This is a genomic window from Microbacterium sp. NPDC007973 (assembly GCF_042958465.1).
Classification (GTDB): Bacteria; Actinomycetota; Actinomycetes; order Actinomycetales; family Microbacteriaceae; genus Microbacterium; species Microbacterium galbum.
The window spans coordinates 1-19319 of the sequence record NZ_JBIBJJ010000002.1 but is presented as its reverse complement, the minus strand read 5'-3'; the positions used below and the strand labels follow the sequence as shown (position 1 = coordinate 19319).

Genomic DNA, 19319 nt, shown 5'->3' with positions numbered 1-19319 from the left:
CCCCGCAGCGGTAGCGTTCCCCCATGCGTGAGAGCCTGCGGCACGTCCGGCGCCCGGCGGCCGACGGCGCGCCCGCCTTCGACCTGGCGTACGTGCGGACGGGACCGCGCGGCGCGACGCCTGTCGTGATCATCCCCGGCGGTCCGGGCTTGGCGTCGGTCTTGCCGTACCGCGGCCTGCGGCGGCGGGCGGCCCGCGGCGGGCTCGATGTGATCATGATCGAGCACCGCGGCATCGGACGCTCCCGCCGCGACCTCGACGCTCGCCCGCTCCCTCCCGCGGCGATGCGCATCACCGCCGTGCTCGACGACGTCGCGGCGGTGCTCGACGCGGAGGGCGTCGATCGTGCGGTCATCGTCGGCTCCTCCTACGGCAGCTACCTCGCGATGGCGTTCGGGGCGCGGCATCCGGAACGGGTCGCGTCGATGCTGCTCGACTCCGCGCTGCAGTCGGCCCACGACATCGACATCGAGCGCGCTGCGGTGCGGGAGTTGTTCTGGGATGCCGAGGACGACATGGCCCGCGGGGTGCGGCGCCTCGTGGCGGCGGGGGTCTCGGAGCGCATCGTGCTCGACGTCGTCCGCGCCGCGTACGAGCTCGGGGGGACCGACCTCGTCCACCCGCTCGTGCGCCACGAGCCCGGTCTCGCGTGGCGGGCGCTGACCGCCTACGCCACGCGCGACGCCGAGATCGCCGAAATCCCGCGCATCTACGAGTTCGACCTCGTGGGCACGATCGCCTTCCGCGAGCTGGGCTACGGGGGCGCACTCGACGGGCATCCGCTGGACCCGGTGCGCACCTACCTGCCCCTGGCCTCGCGCTACCCCGCCTTCGCGGGGGAGCCGTACGACCTGCTCGCGGCCGTGCGCGGGTTCGACTGGCCGCTCGTCGTGCTCTCGGGCGATCGCGACCTGCGCACCCCGGCCGCGATCGCCGAGCGGGTGGTCGCGGCGGCTCCCCATGCCATCCTCGTGCACCTCCACAACGGTCACAGCGCCCTCGACACCCATCCGATGGCACTCCTGAACGCCATCCGGCGGCTCGTGCGTGGGCAGCAGGCGGCTCTCCCCGGCGAAGAGCCGGCGCTCGACCGGCTGCCGCGCACCGGTCTGTCGGCGTCGTTCCCGTCGCTTCTCGTGCAGATCGCGCGGCTGGACGCCCTGGTCCGCCGCCGCGTGCTCCGCCGCTGCTGAGCCGCGGCGCCGGCAAACGGCATCCCCTGTCCGCCGGCGGGTCGGTGTCAAGGCTCTGTCGTGAAACGTTCCCCGCGCCGAGGCTGGGCCGGTGACAGACGGCGACCATCCCCGCTTCCCCCTGCTCCTCCCGCCCGACGCGGTCGATCTCGACGGCGTCCGTGCGGCTCTCGAGCGGGCGGATGCCGTGAAGTCCCTCGGCACCGATGTCGCCGCCACGCTCGCGTGGGCGACCGGGGTCCCCCGGCCGCGGTCGCTCGCGGCGACCTGGGAGCTGCTCGCCGGGGTCGCCGCCCGCGACGTCGCCGCCGCCCGCATGCTGGAGCCGCATCTCGATGCCCTCGCCATCCTCGACGAGGCGGCCGCCGACGGGATCGTGCTCGATACCGCGACGAACGGCTCGTGGGGGGTCTTCGCGGCCGAGGGGCCTGGCACGCGCCTCGAGGCGCGACGGGATGCCGGCACTTGGAGGCTGCGCGGAACGAAGCCCTGGTGCTCTCTCGCCGCGGACCTCGACCGCGCGCTCGTCACGGCCTGGGTCGACGACGACCACCGGCAGCTCTTCGCGCTCGACCTGCACGACCCGGCCGTGTCGGCGCGCTCGGGACCGTGGCACGCGCGAGGCCTCGACCGGGTCGTGAGCGCCCCGATCGACGTCGACGGCGCGATCGCCGTGCCCGTCGGCGATCCGGGCTGGTACCTGCGCCGGCCCGGATTCGCGCACGGCGGGGTCGGTGTCGCGGCGTGCTGGTGGGGCGGGGCGATGCCCCTGCGCGACGCACTCGCCGCGGCCGCCGCGGGGGAGCGGGCCGACCAGCTCTCGCGCGTGCACCTCGGACGCGCTGATGCGGTTCTGTGGGCGGCGCGCGCCGTCCTGGTCGAGACGGCCACGGTGTTCGAGGCGGGCGGGTCGGCATCCCCGGGGCTACGCGCCACCCGCGCGCGCACGGTCGTCGTCGACGCCGTCGAGCAGACGATCGCGGCGACGGCGCACGCCCTCGGACCGGCGCCGCTCGTCGCCGACGAGGGGCACGCCCGGCGCGTGGCCGACCTCCAGATCTACGTGCGTCAGCATCACGCGGAGCGGGACCTCGCCCGCATCGGATCCGACGTCGCCGCGGGAGACGGAGGGTGGTGAGCTTCGACCACCGCGATCCGGGGACCGCCGAGAACGTGTGGAGCCTCGCCCTGCGGCGCGAGCTCCCGACGCTCGCTCTCGACGTGGACCGGGTCATCGTCGTGGCCGCGCATCCCGACGACGAGACCCTCGGCGCCGCCGGCCTGATCGCGACGGCCGCCGCTCGCGGCATCCCGGTCGACCTCCTCGTCGTGACCGACGGCGAGGGGTCGCACCCCGACTCGCCCACGCACAGCCCCGCGACCCTCGCCCTGGCCCGCCGCCGCGAACTGCGCGAGGCGGCGTCGATCGTGGGGATCGAGAGCGAGCCGGAGTTCCTCGGACTTCCCGACGGCGGCACCGACGAGCACCGCGACGCCATCGCCGCGGCGGTGATGCGCGCGATCGACCGGGAGCCCTCCGACCGGGTGCTCGTCCTCTCGCCGTGGCGCGGCGACGGACACCGCGACCACCGGGTGGCCGGCGAGATCGTGGAGGACGTGTGCGCGGCGCGCGGGGTGCGTTCGCGCTCCTTCCCGATCTGGCTCTGGCACTGGGGCGGCGTCGACGACGTGCCGTGGGAGCGCGCGGAGCGCCTCGCGCTCGACGCGGCGGCTCGGGATGCCAAGACCCGCGCCCTCGACGCGCACGCGAGTCAGCTCCAGGCGTTGTCGCCCGCGCCCGGCGACGAGCCGATGGTGCACGCGGGCATGCGCGCGCACTTCGAGCGCGACGGCGAGGTGTTCTTCGCCCCGGAATCCGCGACGGAGTCCGCCGCGGAACCGACCGCGCGGGACGCGGGGGCGACACCCGCCGCGCCCTCCGTCGGGCAGGACTACTTCGACGACATGTACGCGCGCCACGACGATCCGTGGGGGTTCGATTCGCGCTGGTACGAGCACCGCAAGCGCGCAGCGCTGCTCGCGGCGCTTCCGCGCCGGCGCTACCGGGCGGTGTTCGAGGCCGGCTGCGCGACGGGCGCGCTCACCGCCGAGCTCGCCGATCGCGCGGACCACGTCATCGCCGTCGACCTCGCCTCCGCCGCGCTCGAGCGCGCCCGCGCGCGGCTCGCCGACCGTCGGAACGTCGAGCTGCGGAGAGCGACGCTGCCCGCCGACTGGCCGGAGGGGAAGTTCGACCTGATCGTGCTGTCGGAGGTGGCGTACTACTGGGCGGGCGACGACCTCGAGCGGGGCCTCGCGGCGGCCGTCTCGACGTTGAGCGTCGACGGGCACCTCGTCGCCTGCCACTGGCGGCATCCGGTCGCCGGATACCCGCGGAGCGGCGACGAGGTGCACGCCGCGATCGGCGCCCGACCCGACCTCGTGCGCCTCGTGCGGCACGAGGAGGAGGACTTCGTGCTCGAGGTGTTCGGACGAGCGGGTGCCCGATCGGTCGCGGCCGAGGCGGGCCTGCTCGCGTGACGGCGCTGGCGGTGGTCATCCCGGCCCACGACGAGGAGGCGCTGATCGGTCGGTGCCTCGCCTCGGTCGAGCGGGCGGTGGCGCACGCGCGCGAGCGGGACCCCGGGCTGTCGGCGGTGGTCGTGGTCGCCCTGGATGACTGCACCGACACCACGGCGGCGCAGGTGCGGCGCCGCGGGATCGAGGCGGTCGAGCTGACGGCGCGGCGCGTGGGCACCGCCCGCCGCGTCGGCGTCGAGCGGGCCCTGAGCCTTCTCGGGAGCGACCCGGCGCACACCTGGATCGCGATGACGGATGCCGACACCACGGTGCCCCGCGACTGGATCACGCACCAGCTCGAGCTGATGGATGCCGGCGTCGATCTGATCCTGGGCACGGTGCGTCCCGACTTCGCCGATCTCAGCGCGCGGCATGCGGCGTACTGGCGTGCGACGCACCGGCGCGGTGAACCGGCCGGCAACGTGCACGGCGCCAACCTCGGCGTGCGCGCGAGCGTCTATGCGCGGGCCGGCGGGATCCCCGATCTCGCCGAGCACGAGGACGTCGCCCTGGTCCGCGCGGTGCGGGCCATCGGGGCGACGGTGCGCGCGAGCGACACCCACGAGGTCGAGACGTCGGGGCGGTTCACGGGACGCACCCCGGCGGGGTACGCCGCGTTCCTGCGCCGCGTGCACGCGTGGGTGGACTCCCCACCTCTCGCCGAGACCGGCGCCTGACCCACGAGACGGGGGTTCGTCAACCACCTCGGCGGTCTTCCGGTCTCGCCGCAGACTGGCCGTCCCCCGGAACGAGAGGCATCACCATGAAGGCACTGACCTGGCAGGGCACCCGCAACGTGAGCGTCGAGGAGGTCCCCGACCCCGAGATCCTCGAGCCGACCGATGCGATCGTGAAGATCACCTCCACGGCGATCTGCGGCTCCGACCTGCACCTCTACGAACTCTTCGGCCCCTTCATCGACAAGGGAGACGTGCTCGGCCACGAGCCCATGGGCGTCGTCGTCGAGGTCGGCTCGGCCGTGACGAACCTCGCGGTCGGCGACCGCATCGTCGTCCCCTTCAACATCTCGTGCGGGCACTGCTTCATGTGCCGCCGCGGTCTGCAGTCGCAGTGCGAGACCACGCAGGTGCGCGAGTACGGCAGCGGCGCGGCGCTCTTCGGCTACACCAAGCTCTACGGGCAGGTCCCCGGCGGTCAGGCCGAGTACCTGCGCGTGCCGCTGGCCGACTACAACCACATCCGCGTCGGCGACGACCTGCCCGACGACCGCTACCTGTTCCTCAGCGATATCGTGCCCACCGCCTGGCAGGGCGTGAGGTACGCGAACGTCCCCGAGGGCGGCACGCTCGCGGTGATGGGTCTCGGCCCGGTCGGTCAGTTCGCCGCGCGCATCGGCGTGCACCTGGGCTACCGGGTGCTCGCCATCGAGCCCGAGCCGGAGCGGCGCGCGATGGCCGAGCGTCACGGCATCCTGACCTACGACCTGACCGACACCGTCGTCGACGAGCTCATCGACCTCACCGAGGGACGCGGGGCGGACGGCGTGGTGGATGCCGTCGGCATGGAGGCCCACGGCAACGGCCGCATCAAGCTCGCGCAGAACGCCGTCGGGCTGCTCCCCGACGCCCTCGCGCAGAAGCTGATGGACAAGGCCGGCCTCGACCGCCTCGCCGCGGTCTACGCCTCGATCGACCTCGTGCGCCGCGGCGGAACCGTGTCGCTGAGCGGGGTGTACGCCGGCGAGGCCGACATCCTGCCCATGAAGACGATGTTCGACAAGCAGCTGAACCTGCGCATGGGCCAGTGCAACGTCAAGCGCTGGATCGATGACCTGCTGCCGCTCGTCGAGGATTCCGCCGACCCGCTCGGCGTGATGGATCTGGTCACCCACCACGCCCCGCTCGAGGACGCCCCTCGCCTTTACGAGACGTTCCAGAAGAAGGAGGACGACTGCATCAAGGTGGTGCTCCGCCCCGGCGCCTGACGCCCGCCCCGACCTCCCGTCGAGTGTCCAGGACACGCCGCCCGCTCCGCGTGGGGACGGCGTGCTTCGGACACTCGGCAGAGATTCGGGCTGACGCGGGTGCCCTCGACCGCGTTCGATTGTCCAGGACACGCCGCCCGCTCCGCGCGAGAGCGGCGTGTCTTGGACACTCGACAGGGGGGGTGCCGGGCGGTGGCGGATGCCGGAGGGTCAGACCCGACCGGCGTGCACCGCCTCGAGGGCCTCGGCATCCGCCGGGGTCATCCCCTCGATCGGCTCGCCGTTCCACACGATGTCGTCGCCGAGGGCCGCGAGGATCTCCTTGCGATCGCCGTGCGAGATCTTGGCGCCGTGGACGATGGTCGCGGGGCTCCACAGCATCGCGGCGTCGTCCCACCACCCCGCGCCCACGTCGCGCACGTGCAGCAGGTCGTGCAGCGTCTTGGGCAGGTGCTTCAGCGGCTCGGTGAACGCGTCGGCGAGTACGGCGAGGGTGATCTGCCGCTCCGTGCCCGGCACGGCCGCGACCGGCTCGGCGAGCTCGCCCTGGATGGCCTTCGACACGTCGTCGGCCTCGAGCAGGATGACGCCGTTCGTCGGCCGCGGGTTGCACTCGATGATCTTGTAGTCGGGGGCCGCGGCGCTGCCGTGGTCGACGAAGTCGAACGAGATCTGTCCGGTAAAGCCCGGGTCGAGGGTGTCGACGAGCTGCTGCGTGTAGCGCAGCGTGTCGGTGCTGTCGACGGCGATGAACGCGATCGCGGTGGAGTGCGCCCACTGCTCGGCGGCCTTGTACGTGGTGTGCGCCTGCACCCGGCCGTCGACCACGACGCTGTAGGTGCACACCATCGGGCCGTCGACGAACGGCTGCACGAGCCAGGGCTGCTCGGGGGTGGGGACGCACTCGTCGACCGGGATCTTGCCCGCGAGCGGACCGGTGTTGGTCAGCAGGCCGACGCCGCCGCGCGAGAACGCCGCGCGGGCGAAGTAGCGGGGGAACGAGGCGATCGCCTCGCGCAGCTCCTCGGGAGAGGTGACGACCACCGTCTCGGGGATGGGCACCCCGGCATCCTGCGCCAGGCGCTGGAAGCTCGCCTTGTCGTGCAGGCGCGCGAGGTCGGCGAAGCTGCCGGCGTACAGGCGCACGCGCGGGGGCAGGTCGGCCACGCGGGCGGCGAGGTAGAACACCTCCTCGAACGTGGGGATGATCACGTCGATGTCGTGCTTCTCGACGTAGTCGCTGACCGCGGCGATGAAGGCGTCGGTCTCGAACCGCGGCGACGGGGTGGCGAGGTGCCCGGAGAGGAAGCGCGAGTGGTTGCCCACGGCGCCGTCGTAGGTGTCGCTCGCGAACACCGTGTGCCCGACGCTGCCGAGCTTGCGGATCAGGTCGAGGGCGAAGGTGTTACGGGAACTGGTGACGAGCACGCGCATGGAGGCACCCCTGGTCGTTGCGGCGGACGGTGGGCGTCACTCTATCCATCGGCTGTGCGGACGTGGGAGAGGTGTAGGGGAAACGTTCCCGCAACACGGTGCTGAGTAGAGTCTCAGCATGGGTGACCTGTTCGACGGTTACGGCTCCACGCTGGCGCCGCGCAAGACCGCATCCGGCATCCCGGCGTACGACGAGATGTTCGGCGTCCCGGCCTCGCCCGGAGACGCCGCCCCCTCTCGCGAGGCGTATCGGGAGCTGTACCAGACGCTCGCGCAGATGACCCAGGAGGAGCTGCGCGGCCGCACCGAGTCTCTGGCGAGCTCGTACCTGGCGCAGGGCGTCACGTTCGACTTCGCGGGCGAGGAGCGGCCCTTCCCCCTGGATGCCGTGCCCCGGGTCATCGCCTACGACGAGTGGTCGCGCATCGAGGCGGGCGTGAAGCAGCGGGTGCGCGCCCTGGAGGCCTTCCTCGACGACGCCTACGGCAACCAGCACTGCGTGCGCGACGGCATCCTGCCCGCGGGTCTCATCTCGTCGTCGCAGTACTTCTACCGCCAGGCCGCCGGCATCCGCAGTGCCAACGGCGTGCGCATCCAGGTGTCGGGCATCGACCTCATCCGCGACGAGCACGGCGAGATGCGCGTGCTCGAAGACAACGTGCGCGTGCCCTCGGGCGTCTCGTACGTCATCTCCAACCGTCGGGTCATGGCGCAGACGCTGCCCGAGCTGTTCGTGTCGATGCGCGTCCGCCCCGTCGGCGACTACCCCAACAAGCTCCTCGCCGCGCTCAAGGCGTCGGCCCCGCCCGGGATCGACGACCCGAACATCGTCGTGCTCACCCCGGGTGTCTACAACTCGGCGTACTTCGAGCACACGCTGCTCGCGCGTCTGATGGGCGTCGAGCTCGTCGAGGGACGCGACCTGCTGTGCATCGGCGGCAAGGTCTTCATGCGCACCACGCGCGGACCGCAGCGCGTCGACGTCATCTACCGCCGCGTCGACGACGACTTCCTCGACCCGCTGCAGTTCCGCGCCGACTCGATGCTCGGCGCCCCCGGCCTCATGCTCGCGGCGCGCCTGGGCAATGTCACCATCGCCAATGCCGTGGGCAACGGCGTCGCCGACGACAAGCTGCTCTACACGTACGTGCCGGATCTCATCCGCTATTACCTCGCGGAGGAGCCGATCCTCAAGAACGTCGACACCTGGCGGCTCGAAGACCCGGGCGCGCTCGAAGAGGTGCTCGATCGCCTGCCCGAGCTCGTCGTCAAGCCGGTCGACGGCTCCGGCGGCAAGGGGCTCGTCGTGGGCCCCGACGCTTCGCCCGCCGAGCTCGACGCGCTGCGCAAACGCCTGCTCGCCGACCCCCGCGGCTGGATCGCGCAGCCGGTCGTCATGCTCTCGACCATTCCGACGCTGGTGGAGGACGGGATGCGACCGCGGCACGCCGACCTGCGTCCCTTCGCCGTCAACGACGGCGACGACATCTGGGTGTTGCCCGGCGGCCTGACCCGCGTGGCCCTCCCCGAGGGTCAGCTCGTGGTCAACTCGAGCCAGGGCGGCGGCTCGAAGGACACGTGGGTGGTCGGCGGATCCGCGCCGTCTCACGTCGAGTACGGCCAGGGCAACGGCGTCTCGGGTCTCGTCGCCGACCAGGCGGCGGTGACCGAGGCGATCCCGATCATCTACGACGGTCAGCCCGCGCCCACCACCTCCCCGCGCGATCCGCGCCCGGGCTCCGGCAAGGAGCAGCAGGAACAGCAGCAGCAGGACGCCGGGGTGCAGCACGGCCCGCAGGCGGAGCAGCAGCAGCAGGCGCGCGAGGGGGTAGCGGACCCCTCGACGAGCTCAGGGTCCTCGGGGGGCTCGGCCGCGCCCGCCGGTGACGGAGGGGGGCGGGGATCATGCTGAGCCGCATCGCGGAGAGCCTCTTCTGGATCGGGCGCTACATCGAGCGCAGCGACGGCACCGCGCGCATCCTCGACGTGCACCTGCAGCTGCTGCTCGAGGATCCCTGGATCGACGAGGACACCGCGTGCCGGTCGCTGTTGAGCGTGATGGGCTCGGCCTGGCCCGAGAACGTCGACTCGGTGCGCCGCGACGACGTGCTGGCCCGCCTCGCGGTCGACCGCATGAACCCGTCGAGCATCGCCTACTCGCTCACCGCGGCCCGCGAGAACGCCCGCCGCGCGCGCGAGATCGTCTCGACCGAGCTGTGGGAGATCCTCAACACCACGAATTCGCGGATGCCGCGGCGGTTGCAGACCGACAAGGTGCACGAGTTCTTCCAGTGGGTGCGCGAACGTGCCGCCCTGGCGATCGGCATCGTCGACTCGTCCACCAACCGCGACGAGGCGTGGCAGTTCTTCACCCTCGGCCGCAGCATCGAGCGCACCGACATGACGGCCCGCCTGCTCGCGACCCGGTCGCTCACCGAGGTGTCGGGGCCGTCGTGGACGACGATCCTGCGCTCGTGCGGCGCCTACGAGGCCTACCTGCGCACCTATCGAGGCATGCCGAGCGCCCGCAACGCGGCGGAGTTCCTCCTGCTCGACCGCCTGTTCCCGCGCTCGATCATCTACTCGATCCAGCGGGCCGAGGACTGCATGAGCGCGATCGACCCGCGCGCCGACCGTGTCGGGCACTCCAACACCGTGCTGCGGGCCCTCGGTCAGATCCGCAACGACCTCGAGTACCGGCCGGTCAGCGACGTGCTCACCGACCTGCCGGAGCACATGCAGCGCGTGCAGACGGTCACGCGCGAGGCGTCGGAGGCGATCCGCTCGCGATTCTTCCCGACGCAGGCCGAGCCGAGCTGGATCGGGGAGATCTCATGATGGATGCCATGACCGCGGCGACCGCGACGACCCCGGGGGGTCTGCGATGAAGCGCCTGCGCATCGAGCACCAGACCGGCTTCGTGTACCCGGGCGACGTCGTCGCCTCGTACAACGAGGCGCGCATGCTCCCGCACTCCACCGACAGCCAGTTCGTACTGAGCTCGTCGCTCGACATCGAGCCCTCCACCTCGGTCAACCAGTACGTCGACTACTTCGGCACGCGGGTCGCGGCGTTCGACGTCCTCTCGCCGCATGCCGCGCTCACGATCACGGCGCGCTCCCTGGTCGAGGTGCGCCCTCGACCGATCGAGCACGCCGACATCACGTGGGAGCAGCTCGCCGCCGAGGCGGACCGATCGATCTCGACGGTGGAGCAGTTGTCGCAGACCCGCCGCACCACCCCGCACGCCGAGGTGGCCGAACTGGCGCGATCCATCGCCGCCCAGCACGACCGTCCCGGCCCGGCCGCGCACGCCATCGCCGAGGCGATCGGGAACGCGATCGAGTACATGCAGGGCGTCACAGGCGTGACCTCCACGGCGATCGACGCGTGGGAGGCCCGCAAGGGCGTGTGCCAGGACATCGCGCACGTCGCCATCGGAGCGCTGCGCGAGGTCGGCATCCCGGCCCGGTACGTCTCGGGCTACCTGCACCCGAAGCCGTCCGCGGAGGTCGGTGAGGCGGTCACGGGCGAGTCGCACGCGTGGGTCGAGTGGTTCGCGGGCGACTGGCAGGGCTTTGACCCCACGAACAACATCGAGATCGGCGACCGTCACGTGCTCGTCGGTCGCGGCCGCGACTACAACGACGTCCCTCCGCTGCGGGGCGTCTACGCCGGCCCCGGCAAGAGCAACCTCAAGGTGAAGGTGACGATCACGCGCGAGACGTGACCGCCGCGGTCGTGTCGGCGGGTCAGACGGCGTCCGCCAGTCGGGCCCGCACCTCGCGGTGCAGAGCTTTGAGCGTGCTCGCCTCGCCGCGGTCGTAGCGGCGCGCCCACTCGTCGAGGGTCGTCCGCATCTCGAGGCCGGCCACTCCGAGGGCCGTGCGCACGTCGAGCTCGGCGAGCCCGACCCGTTCGGCGATCTCGGGGACGAAGCGGTCGGCCGAGGTGACCTCCCGGCGCACGGCGGCGCCGAGCAGGGCGGGCTCGTGGGCGATGAGTCGCCGCACGCGCAGGTACCGTTCGCGCGCCCGGGCGTCGGCATCCAGGAGCTGGAGCTCACGGGCGAAGACGTCGCGCAGAGCCGAGAGGAGGGCGCGGATGCCGTCGCCGGCGTCGCCGACCCCCGCCAGGGCGTCGGCGAAGCGGCCGTCGTCGATGAAGACCGCGTCTTCTTTCGTGCCGGCGAGGCGGAAGAACGTGCGGGCGGAGACGCCGGCGCGCGCGGCGATCTCGTCGACCGTCGTGCCGTGCACCCCCTTCTGCTCGAAGAGGTCGAGAGCGGCGGCGCAGATCTCGACGGCGGTCTCGCGGCGGCGGCGGTCGCGCAGGCCCTCGACGGGGGCCGCGGGAGTGCTCATGTCCGATACAGTAGTCGATGTCTTATTGGCAGTAACTGCCAACTTGTCGTAACCTGCTCAGATTGGTCGCCCATGGTCTCCACCGGAACCGTACCCACCACCGCCGCCACGCCGCCCGGCAGGAGCGACGTCCGCCCCGGTGCGGTCATCGCCCTCCTCGTGGTCGCCGCCTTCGTCGTCATCCTGAACGAGACGATCATGGGCGTCGCCCTGCCCGAGCTGATGCGCGAGCTCGACATCGCCGCCGCCACCGCGCAGTGGCTCACCACGGCCTTCCTGCTCACGATGGCCGTGGTCATCCCCACCACCGGGTTCCTCATCCAGCGCTTCCCGCTCCGCACGCTCTTCTTCGCCGCGATGGGGCTGTTCACCCTCGGCACGGTCGTCGCCGCCGTCGCGCCGGGCTTCGGTGTGCTGCTGCTCGGGCGCATCGTCCAGGCGTCGGGAACGGCGATCATGATCCCGCTGCTGTTCACGACGGTGCTCAACGTCGTCCCCGCCCACCGGCGCGGACGCATGATGGGCCTCATCTCGATCGTCATCTCGGTGGCCCCGGCCGTGGGGCCCACCGTGTCGGGACTCATCCTGTCGGTCTTCCCCTGGCGTGCGATGTTCATCGTCATGGTGCCGATCGCCCTCGTCGCGATCGCGCTCGGCGCCCGCTGGGTGCAGAACCTCACCGAGACCCGGCGCGTCGCCCTCGACGTGCTCTCGGTGGTGCTGTCGGCCCTCGCCTTCGGCGGCATCATCTTCGGACTCTCCAGCATCGGCGAGGCCGCCGGCGGACACGCCCTCGTGCCCGTGTGGATCCCGCTCGTGGTCGGTGCGGTTGCGCTCGCCGCCTTCGTCGTCCGGCAGGTGCGGCTCGGCGCGACCGAACGCGTCCTGCTGAACCTCGCCGTCTTCCGCCACTCGACCTTCACCGTGGCCGTGATCCTGGTCGTCGTCGCCATGACCACCCTCTTCGGCGTGCTCATCCTGCTGCCGCTGTACCTGCAGAACGTCCTGGGTCTGGGAACTCTCCCCACCGGCCTCATGCTGCTGCCGGGCGGACTGCTCATGGGTCTCATGGCGCCGATCGTCGGCAACCTCTTCGACCGCTTCGGCGCGCGCCCGCTGGTGCTCCCGGGCGCGGTCGTCGCGAGCGTCGCGCTGTGGGGCTTCGCGACGCTCTCGGCCACGACGCCGATCGGCTTCGTCATCGCCGTGCACTGCGTCCTCAGCCTCGGCCTGGCGTTCATGTTCACCCCGCTCATGACCTCGGCGCTCGGCTCGCTGCCGCGTGCGCTCTACCCGCACGGCTCCGCGATCGTGTCGACAGTGCAGCAGCTCGCGGGAGCGGCGGGCACCGCGGTGTTCGTGACCCTCATGACCGTCGGCGCCGCGTCGGCGGCCGGCGGGGGAGCGGGTGCCGTGGATGCGACGGCCTCCGGCATCCACACCGCGTTCTTCGTCGCGGCGTGCCTGTCGATCGCGGTGGTCGTGCTCGCGGCGTTCGTGCGGACGCCGAAGCAGGCCGAGGCCGCTGAGGGGATGCCGGCGCACTGACGCCGGCGCGGGGGCGTCGGGCTACGGCGCCCCCGTGGACGCTCGGGCGACGAGCTCCGGCGCGAACACCGTCTGCCGCGTCGGGCGCCCGGGATCGTCGGCCTCGTCGAGCAGGATGCGCATCGCCGTCCCCCCGATGAGCGCGCTCGGCTGGCGGACGGAGGTGAGCGGCACGGCCGCCGCGGCGGCGAAGGGGATGTCGTCGAAGCCGACGACGGCGATCTCGTCCGGCACGAGCATGCGGCCGTCGACGACCAGGCCCTGGAGGAGTCCGAGGGCGAGGAGGTCGTTGGCGGCGAAGACCGCGTCGGGGCGATCGGCGCGGTCGCGGGCCAGGAGCCGCCGCCCGGCGGCCACTCCTTCGTCGACCGTGAGCGCGTGGGTGGGAACGACCTCGAGCGTGGCGGGGTGGGCGCTGTTCTCGACTGCGCTGCGGGCTCCGGCGAGACGGTCCGTGACCTGACGGATGTCGAAGGAGCCGCCGACGAAGGCGATCCGGCGACGACCGCGCGAGAGCAGGTGCTCGGCCGCCAGTCGCCCACCGGCCACGCTGTCGACCGAGACCGACGAGAAGCGTCCGTCGCCCGAGAAGCGGTCGATCAGCACCGACGGGATGCCGCGGGCGCGAAGCCGCGTGAGTCGCGCGGTGACGTCGCCGAACGGCGCGATGAGCAGGCCCCGCACCATCTGCTGCTCGAACAGGTCGATGTACAGCGTCTCCCGGGCGGCGTCCTCGTCGCTGTTGCCGTGCAGGACGGCGAGACCGCGCGCGGTGGCCTCGTGCTCGGCGCCACCCACGACGTCGGCGAAGAAGGGGTTGCGGCCGTCGAGTGCCACGAAGCCGACGGTCGTGCTCACTCCCGCGCGCAGTTGGCGCGCTGCGTCGTTGCGCACGTAGCCGAGCTGCTCGATCGCACTGTTGACGCGTTCGACTGACGAAGCGGAGACGGCGTCGGGGCGGTTCAGCACGTTCGAGACGGTCCCCACCGACACGCCCGCCAGGGTCGCGACATCGCGGATGCTCACCGACACGGCGCCTCCTCACGTCACGATCCGGTCTCGACGCGATCCCGACTTGACCACGTCGTCGGGCTCACCCTACAGTGACTGGCATCCGATCTGAAACGTTTCAGATTCGACCGGGAAACCGGACCGACCCTCAATGAGGAGGCCGCATGGCTGACGCGATGGACGCGACCCACGCCCCGTCCGACCACGCCCTCGAGCTGCGCCGCGTGATGAAGTCCTTCGGCCCCGTGGTGGCCCTGCGGTCGGGGAGCCTCGTGCTCGACCGCGGTTCGATCCACGCGCTGATCGGCGAGAACGGCGCGGGCAAGTCGACGCTCGTGAAGATCATCGCGGGCCTCTACCGTCGCGACGACGGCGACTTCCTGCTCGACGGCGAGAGCGTCGATTTCGTCAGCACCGCCCAGTCGAAGGCCGCGGGGATCGCGGTCATCTACCAGGAGCCGACGCTGTTCCCCGACCTGTCGGTCACCGAGAACATCTTCATGGGCCGCCAGCCCACCGGCCGTCTCGGACGCATCGACCGCGCCGCGATGCGTGAGGAGGCGACGCAGATCTTCGCCCGCCTGGGCGTCGCCCTCGATCCCGATCGGGTGACCGAAGGGCTCTCGATCGCCGACCAGCAGATCATCGAGATCGCCAAGGCCATCTCGCTCGACGCTCGGGTGCTGATCATGGACGAGCCCACCGCGGCGCTCAGCGGCGTCGAGGTCGAGCGGTTGTTCGCGGTGGCGCGGAGCCTGCGCGACGAGGGTCGCGCCCTGCTGTTCATCTCGCACCGCTTCGACGAGGTCTTCGCCCTGTGCGACACCGTCACCGTCATGCGCGACGGGGCATACGTCCACACGACTCCCCTGGCCGACACGACGGTTGACGACCTCGTGCGGCAGATGGTCGGGCGCGACGTGACCGAGCTCTTCCCGAAGCTGCCGTCCACCCCCGGCGAGGTCGTGCTCGAGGTCGAGGGAATCACACGCAAGGGCGTGTTCCGCGACATCTCGTTCACGCTGCGCGCCGGCGAGATCGTCGGTCTCGCCGGACTCGTCGGCGCCGGGCGCAGCGAGGTCGCCCGCGCGATCTTCGGCGTCGACCCCTACGAATCGGGCACCGTGCGCCTCGCGGGCAGCGTGCTGCCGAAGAACGCCGTGCGTCAGGCGACGGCACGCGGTCTCGCGCTCGTGCCCGAAGACCGCCGCAAGCAGGGGCTCGTCCTCGACGAGGGCGTCTCGCGCAACATCACCCTCGCGATCCGACAGAAGCTCTCGCGCTGGGGACTCCTGCGCAGCTCCGATGAGAACCGCGCGGCGCGCGAATGGGCGAGCCGCCTCGAGGTCAAGACGGCGGCCCTGGATGCCACGACGGGAACCCTCAGCGGCGGCAACCAGCAGAAGGTCGTCATCGGCAAGTGGCTCGCGACGCAGCCCAAGGTGCTGATCGTCGACGAGCCCACTCGCGGCATCGACGTCGGAACCAAGAGCGAGGTGCATCGCCTCCTCTCCGAGCTCGCGCAGCAGGGCCTCGCGATCCTCATGATCTCGAGCGAACTGCCCGAGGTCCTCGGCATGGCCGACCGCGTCCTCGTCATGCGCGAAGGACGACTGACGGGGGAGTTCGCGCGAGCGGATGCCACCCCCGAGGCCGTCATGTTCGCCGCGACCGCCGAGGCGGGGGCATCGCTGTGAGCGCGGCATCCTTCCTCCCCGTCCCGACCACCCCTGAAGCGGAGAGCCTCCGATGAGCACCGCCACCCCCGTCCGTCCGGGCACCAGCCCCGCGGCGAAGCTCGTCTCGCACGTCGCCACCGCGCGCGAGAGCGGCATCGTCCTCGCGCTCGTGCTGATCATCGTCGTGGCGACGCTGAACAACCCGACGTTCCTGTTCTCCCCCGACGGCTTCCGCGATCTGCTGCTCACGCCGTCGCTGCTGCTGCTCGTCGCCGTCGGCCAGGCGATCGTCATCATCACGCGCAACGTCGACCTGTCGGTCGGCTCGGTCGTGGGGCTGACCGCCTACCTCACCGGGCGCCTCTTCATCGACGTGCCCGGGCTGCCGCTGGTGGTCGTCTTCCTCGCGGGCATCGTGGTCGGCGGCATCCTGGGCTTCGTCAACGGCGCGCTCGTCGCCTACGCGAAGGTGCCCGCGCTGGTCATCACCCTCGGCACGATGTACATCTACCGCGGCATCAACGTCGCGTGGGCGGGGAGCAACCGCGTCAACGCCTCCGACCTGCCCGCCGACTTCCGCGGGCTCGGGACGGGCCAGATCCTCGGCATCCCGATCCTGACCATCCTCGCCGTCGTGGTGCTGATCGTCGCGGCCTGGTACCTGCGCAACCTCCGCAGCGGGCGCGAGCTGTACGCGATCGGGTCCGACCCGGCCGCCGCCCACCTGTACGGCCTCAAGGTGAACCGCCGCATCATCGGCGCGTTCGTCACCAGCGGCGCCCTCGCCGGTCTCGCGGGCGTGCTCTACGCCGCCCGGTACGGCACCGTCGCCTCCAATGCCGGATTCGGCTGGGAGCTGCAGGCGATCGGGGCGGCCGTCATCGGCGGCGTTGCGATCTCGGGCGGCGTCGGCACCGTCTGGGGTGCGGCGATCGGCGCCTACCTGCTCCTCACGATCAACCGCGCGCTGCCGATCCTCGGCATCGACGACTTCTGGCAGCGCGCCGTGGTCGGCGCGCTCATCCTCGGCGCCATCGTGCTCGACCGCGTGCTGGCCGTCCGGCAGTCCCGCAAGCTCACCGCAGAGAGGGAGACGGGTCGATGACCTCCACCACCGTCGACGAACGCGCCCGCACCTACCGCGCGCACGGACGCCCGTTCTGGCGTCGCGCCCTGCTCACGCGCGAGGCCGCCATCATCGGCATCCTGCTGCTCGTGATCGTCGTCTCGCTGGCGACCGTGCGCAACTTCGACAGCCCGCTCACCGTCACGTACCTGCTGCGCGACATCGCACCGATCCTGTTGATCGCGCTGCCGATGACGCTCATCATCATCACCGAGGAGATCGACCTCTCGGTCGCGAGCATCGTCGGTCTCTCCAGCGTCACCGTCGGCGTCCTCACGCAGGCGGGCTGGCCGTTCGAGGTCGCCGCCCTCGCGGCGATCGTCGTGGGTCTGGTGGCCGGGGCGATCAACGGTTTCCTCGTGACGGTCGTGGGACTGCCCTCGCTCGCCGTCACGATCGGGACGCTCGCGCTCTTCCGCGGCATCGCCGTTGGCCTTCTCGGCACCGAGGCGGTCACGGAGTTCCCCGAGACCTGGACCGACCTCGCCAAGGCGAACATCCCCGGCACGCCCCTGCCGCTGATCATGATCCCGTTCGCGGTGCTCGCGATCGTGTTCGCCGTGCTGCTGCACCTCACCCCGTTCGGGCGGTCGCTGTACGCGATCGGCCTCAACAAGGAGGCCGCGCAGTTCTCCGGCATCGACGTGGCCCGCACGAAGTTCGTCCTGTTCGTGCTCAGCGGCACGGTCTCGGGCTTCGCGGGGGTCTACTTCACCCTGCTCTACAGCAACGCCCGCGGTGAGAACGCCATGGGCATGGAGCTGCAGATTATCGCCGCGGTGCTGCTGGGCGGCGTGTCGATCTTCGGCGGCCGCGGCGCCCTCCACGGCGTGATCGCCGGCGTGCTGCTCATCGGCACCCTCGGCAGCGCGCTGCGGCTCGCGGGGGTGACGAGCGACATCATCAACGTCATCACCGGCGTGCTCCTCGTGCTCTCCGTCGTGTCGGCCAGCCTGCTCGCCTGGGTGCAATCCCGCCGAGCGGCCGCCCTCGGCAAGCGCAGGAACGCGCGTTCCTCCGCGCCCGCCGCCACCGTCTGACCTGCTCACCACACCCGCATCACGAAAGGAAACAACGATGTTCGCATTCACGCGCAAGACCCGCGTCGGCACCGCTGCCGCCGCTCTCGCCCTGGCGGTCACCCTCGTCGCCACCGGCTGCTCCGGCGGCTCCGGCGGAGGCTCCGGTTCAGGGGGTGACGGGGGAAATCTCGCGATCACCTTCCTGCCGAAGAACCTCGGCAACCCGTACTTCGAGACCTCGAACAAGGGCGGCGAGGAGGCCATCGGCGAGTTCGGCGGCACCTTCGAGCAGGTCGGTCCGAGCGAGGCGACGCCCACGTCGCAGGTGCAGTACATCCAGACCGCGGCCCAGCAGGGCGTGGGCGGCCTCGTCATCTCGGCGAACGACCCCTCGGCCATCTGCGACGCGCTCGACGAGGCACGCAGCGCCGGCGTCAAGGTCGTCACGTTCGACTCCGACACCGACGCGAAGTGCCGCGACCTCTTCATCAACCAGGCGACCGCCGAGGGCATCGCCAAGGTGCAGGTCGACCTCGTCGCGAAGCAGATCGGCGACGCCGGTCAGGTGGCGATCCTGTCGGCCGCGGCCAACGCGACGAACCAGAACGCCTGGATCGAGCTCATGAAGGCGGACTTCGCCGCCAACCACCCGAACATCGAGCTCGTCGACGTCGTCTACGGCGACGACGACGACCAGACCTCCTTCGACCGCACCGCGGCCCTGCTGCAGACGTACCCGAACCTCAAGGGCATCGTCTCGCCGACCACCGTCGGCATCGCCGCCGCCGGTCGCTACCTCTCGACCTCGGAGTACAAGGGCAAGGTCGCGCTGACCGGTCTCGGCACGCCCAACCAGCTCCGCGAGTACGTGCAGGACGGCACCATCACCGCGTTCGCCCTGTGGAACCCGGCCGACCTCGGCTACCTGTCGGCGTACGCGACCAAGGCGCTGATCGACGGCACCATCACGGGCAAGGAGGGCGACTCCTTCGAGGCGGGCAAGCTCGGCGAGTTCACCGTCGGCGCCGACGCCACGGTCCTCCTCGGCGACCCCTACGTGTTCGACTCCTCGAACATCGCGGACTTCGACTTCTGAGTCGACGCCCCGCATCGGCCCCGGCCGCCCTCGTGGCGGTCGGGGCTTCGCCGTTCCGGGGGCGTCGGTGTTCCGGGGTATCGGTGTTCCGGGTCCGTGGTCATCCGCGGGCTTCGGCGGTTCCGCGGCTGCCCCCCCCGCGACGGTCGGCCCCGCGAGCGTCCACGAATACCGGATGCCGGGGAGGCGGTCTCCGGGTGTCTCGGACACTCACCCGGGGGGGGGGGGGGGGGGGTTACCCGGGGGGGGGGGCCAAAATGGACCCGGGGTTTACAATTGACAAACCAAACCCAACATTCCCTCAACCACCGAATCCCCCCG

General features: G+C 71.5%; 16 protein-coding genes. 13 read left to right on the top strand and 3 right to left on the bottom strand.

Going from position 1 to position 19319, the window contains the following annotated elements:
• Window positions 1-23: 23 nt before the first annotated feature.
• The 5 genes from ACFZA2_RS05220 to ACFZA2_RS05200 all read left to right on the top strand — a co-directional run bounded on the left by ACFZA2_RS05220 (window position 24) and on the right by ACFZA2_RS05200 (window position 5718).
• Window positions 24-1193: an alpha/beta fold hydrolase gene (locus ACFZA2_RS05220; RefSeq protein ID WP_391401574.1), complete on the top strand. Its 1170-nt coding sequence runs from the start codon at window positions 24-26 to the stop codon at window positions 1191-1193.
• A 91-nt stretch (window positions 1194-1284) separates the two neighbouring features.
• Window positions 1285-2331: an acyl-CoA dehydrogenase gene (locus tag ACFZA2_RS05215; RefSeq protein WP_391401571.1), complete on the top strand. Its 1047-nt coding sequence runs from the start codon at window positions 1285-1287 to the stop codon at window positions 2329-2331.
• Window positions 2328-3734 carry a PIG-L family deacetylase gene (locus tag ACFZA2_RS05210; RefSeq protein WP_391401569.1) on the top strand — a complete coding sequence of 469 codons (1407 nt, stop codon included), beginning with the start codon at window positions 2328-2330 and terminating at the stop codon, window positions 3732-3734. The genes ACFZA2_RS05215 and ACFZA2_RS05210 overlap by 4 nt, the downstream gene beginning before the upstream one ends.
• Window positions 3731-4450, top strand: coding sequence for a glycosyltransferase (locus ACFZA2_RS05205; RefSeq protein WP_391401566.1), 720 nt, complete (start codon window positions 3731-3733; stop codon window positions 4448-4450). Before ACFZA2_RS05210 ends, ACFZA2_RS05205 begins: the two co-directional genes overlap by 4 nt.
• An 86-nt stretch (window positions 4451-4536) precedes the next feature.
• Entirely contained in the window at window positions 4537-5718 is a 1182-nt protein-coding gene (locus ACFZA2_RS05200) for a zinc-dependent alcohol dehydrogenase (protein WP_391401563.1), read from the top strand.
• Window positions 5719-5928: 210 nt separating this feature from the next.
• Here the strand turns inward: ACFZA2_RS05200 and ACFZA2_RS05195 are convergent, their stop codons facing one another.
• Window positions 5929-7152, bottom strand: a complete 1224-nt coding sequence (locus ACFZA2_RS05195; protein WP_391401560.1) for a carbamoyl-phosphate synthase large subunit — start codon at window positions 7150-7152, stop codon at window positions 5929-5931.
• Between the two features lie 118 nt (window positions 7153-7270).
• Between ACFZA2_RS05195 and ACFZA2_RS05190 the strand changes: the two genes are divergently transcribed.
• From ACFZA2_RS05190 to ACFZA2_RS05180, 3 genes are read left to right on the top strand one after another with little or no spacing between them, the layout of a single operon-like run.
• A complete protein-coding gene (locus ACFZA2_RS05190) occupies window positions 7271-9064 on the top strand; it encodes a circularly permuted type 2 ATP-grasp protein (RefSeq protein WP_391401558.1) in 1794 nt (597 codons plus the stop codon).
• The gene (locus ACFZA2_RS05185) at window positions 9058-9990 is read left to right on the top strand and encodes an alpha-E domain-containing protein (protein ID WP_315994419.1); all 933 of its coding nucleotides are present in this window, start codon (window positions 9058-9060) and stop codon (window positions 9988-9990) included. The genes ACFZA2_RS05190 and ACFZA2_RS05185 overlap by 7 nt, the downstream gene beginning before the upstream one ends.
• A 46-nt stretch (window positions 9991-10036) precedes the next feature.
• Window positions 10037-10882 carry a transglutaminase family protein gene (locus ACFZA2_RS05180; protein WP_315994420.1) on the top strand — a complete coding sequence of 282 codons (846 nt, stop codon included), beginning with the start codon at window positions 10037-10039 and terminating at the stop codon, window positions 10880-10882.
• Between the two features lie 22 nt (window positions 10883-10904).
• Here ACFZA2_RS05180 and ACFZA2_RS05175 read toward each other — a convergent pair whose 3' ends face one another.
• On the bottom strand, window positions 10905-11516 hold the full coding sequence (locus ACFZA2_RS05175) for a TetR/AcrR family transcriptional regulator (protein ID WP_391401554.1): 612 nt from the start codon (window positions 11514-11516) through the stop codon (window positions 10905-10907).
• 72 nt (window positions 11517-11588) lie between these two features.
• On the opposite strand from ACFZA2_RS05175, the gene ACFZA2_RS05170 reads away from it, so the two are divergent.
• Window positions 11589-13064, top strand: a complete 1476-nt coding sequence (locus tag ACFZA2_RS05170) for an MDR family MFS transporter (RefSeq protein ID WP_391401551.1) — start codon at window positions 11589-11591, stop codon at window positions 13062-13064.
• A 21-nt stretch (window positions 13065-13085) separates the two neighbouring features.
• Here ACFZA2_RS05170 and ACFZA2_RS05165 read toward each other — a convergent pair whose 3' ends face one another.
• Window positions 13086-14096, bottom strand: coding sequence for a LacI family DNA-binding transcriptional regulator (locus ACFZA2_RS05165; RefSeq protein ID WP_363389065.1), 1011 nt, complete (start codon window positions 14094-14096; stop codon window positions 13086-13088).
• Window positions 14097-14239: 143 nt separating this feature from the next.
• Between ACFZA2_RS05165 and ACFZA2_RS05160 the strand changes: the two genes are divergently transcribed.
• From ACFZA2_RS05160 to rhaS, 4 genes are read left to right on the top strand one after another with little or no spacing between them, the layout of a single operon-like run.
• Complete coding sequence (locus tag ACFZA2_RS05160; RefSeq protein ID WP_391401548.1) at window positions 14240-15772, top strand: sugar ABC transporter ATP-binding protein; 1533 nt, start codon at window positions 14240-14242, stop codon at window positions 15770-15772.
• A 52-nt stretch (window positions 15773-15824) separates the two neighbouring features.
• A complete protein-coding gene (locus ACFZA2_RS05155; protein WP_315994425.1) occupies window positions 15825-16859 on the top strand; it encodes an ABC transporter permease in 1035 nt (344 codons plus the stop codon).
• Window positions 16856-17920, top strand: coding sequence for an ABC transporter permease (locus ACFZA2_RS05150; protein WP_391401544.1), 1065 nt, complete (start codon window positions 16856-16858; stop codon window positions 17918-17920). The genes ACFZA2_RS05155 and ACFZA2_RS05150 overlap by 4 nt, the downstream gene beginning before the upstream one ends.
• A 37-nt stretch (window positions 17921-17957) precedes the next feature.
• On the top strand, window positions 17958-18998 hold the full coding sequence (rhaS, locus tag ACFZA2_RS05145) for a rhamnose ABC transporter substrate-binding protein (protein ID WP_315994427.1): 1041 nt from the start codon (window positions 17958-17960) through the stop codon (window positions 18996-18998).
• Window positions 18999-19319: the final 321 nt, after the last annotated feature.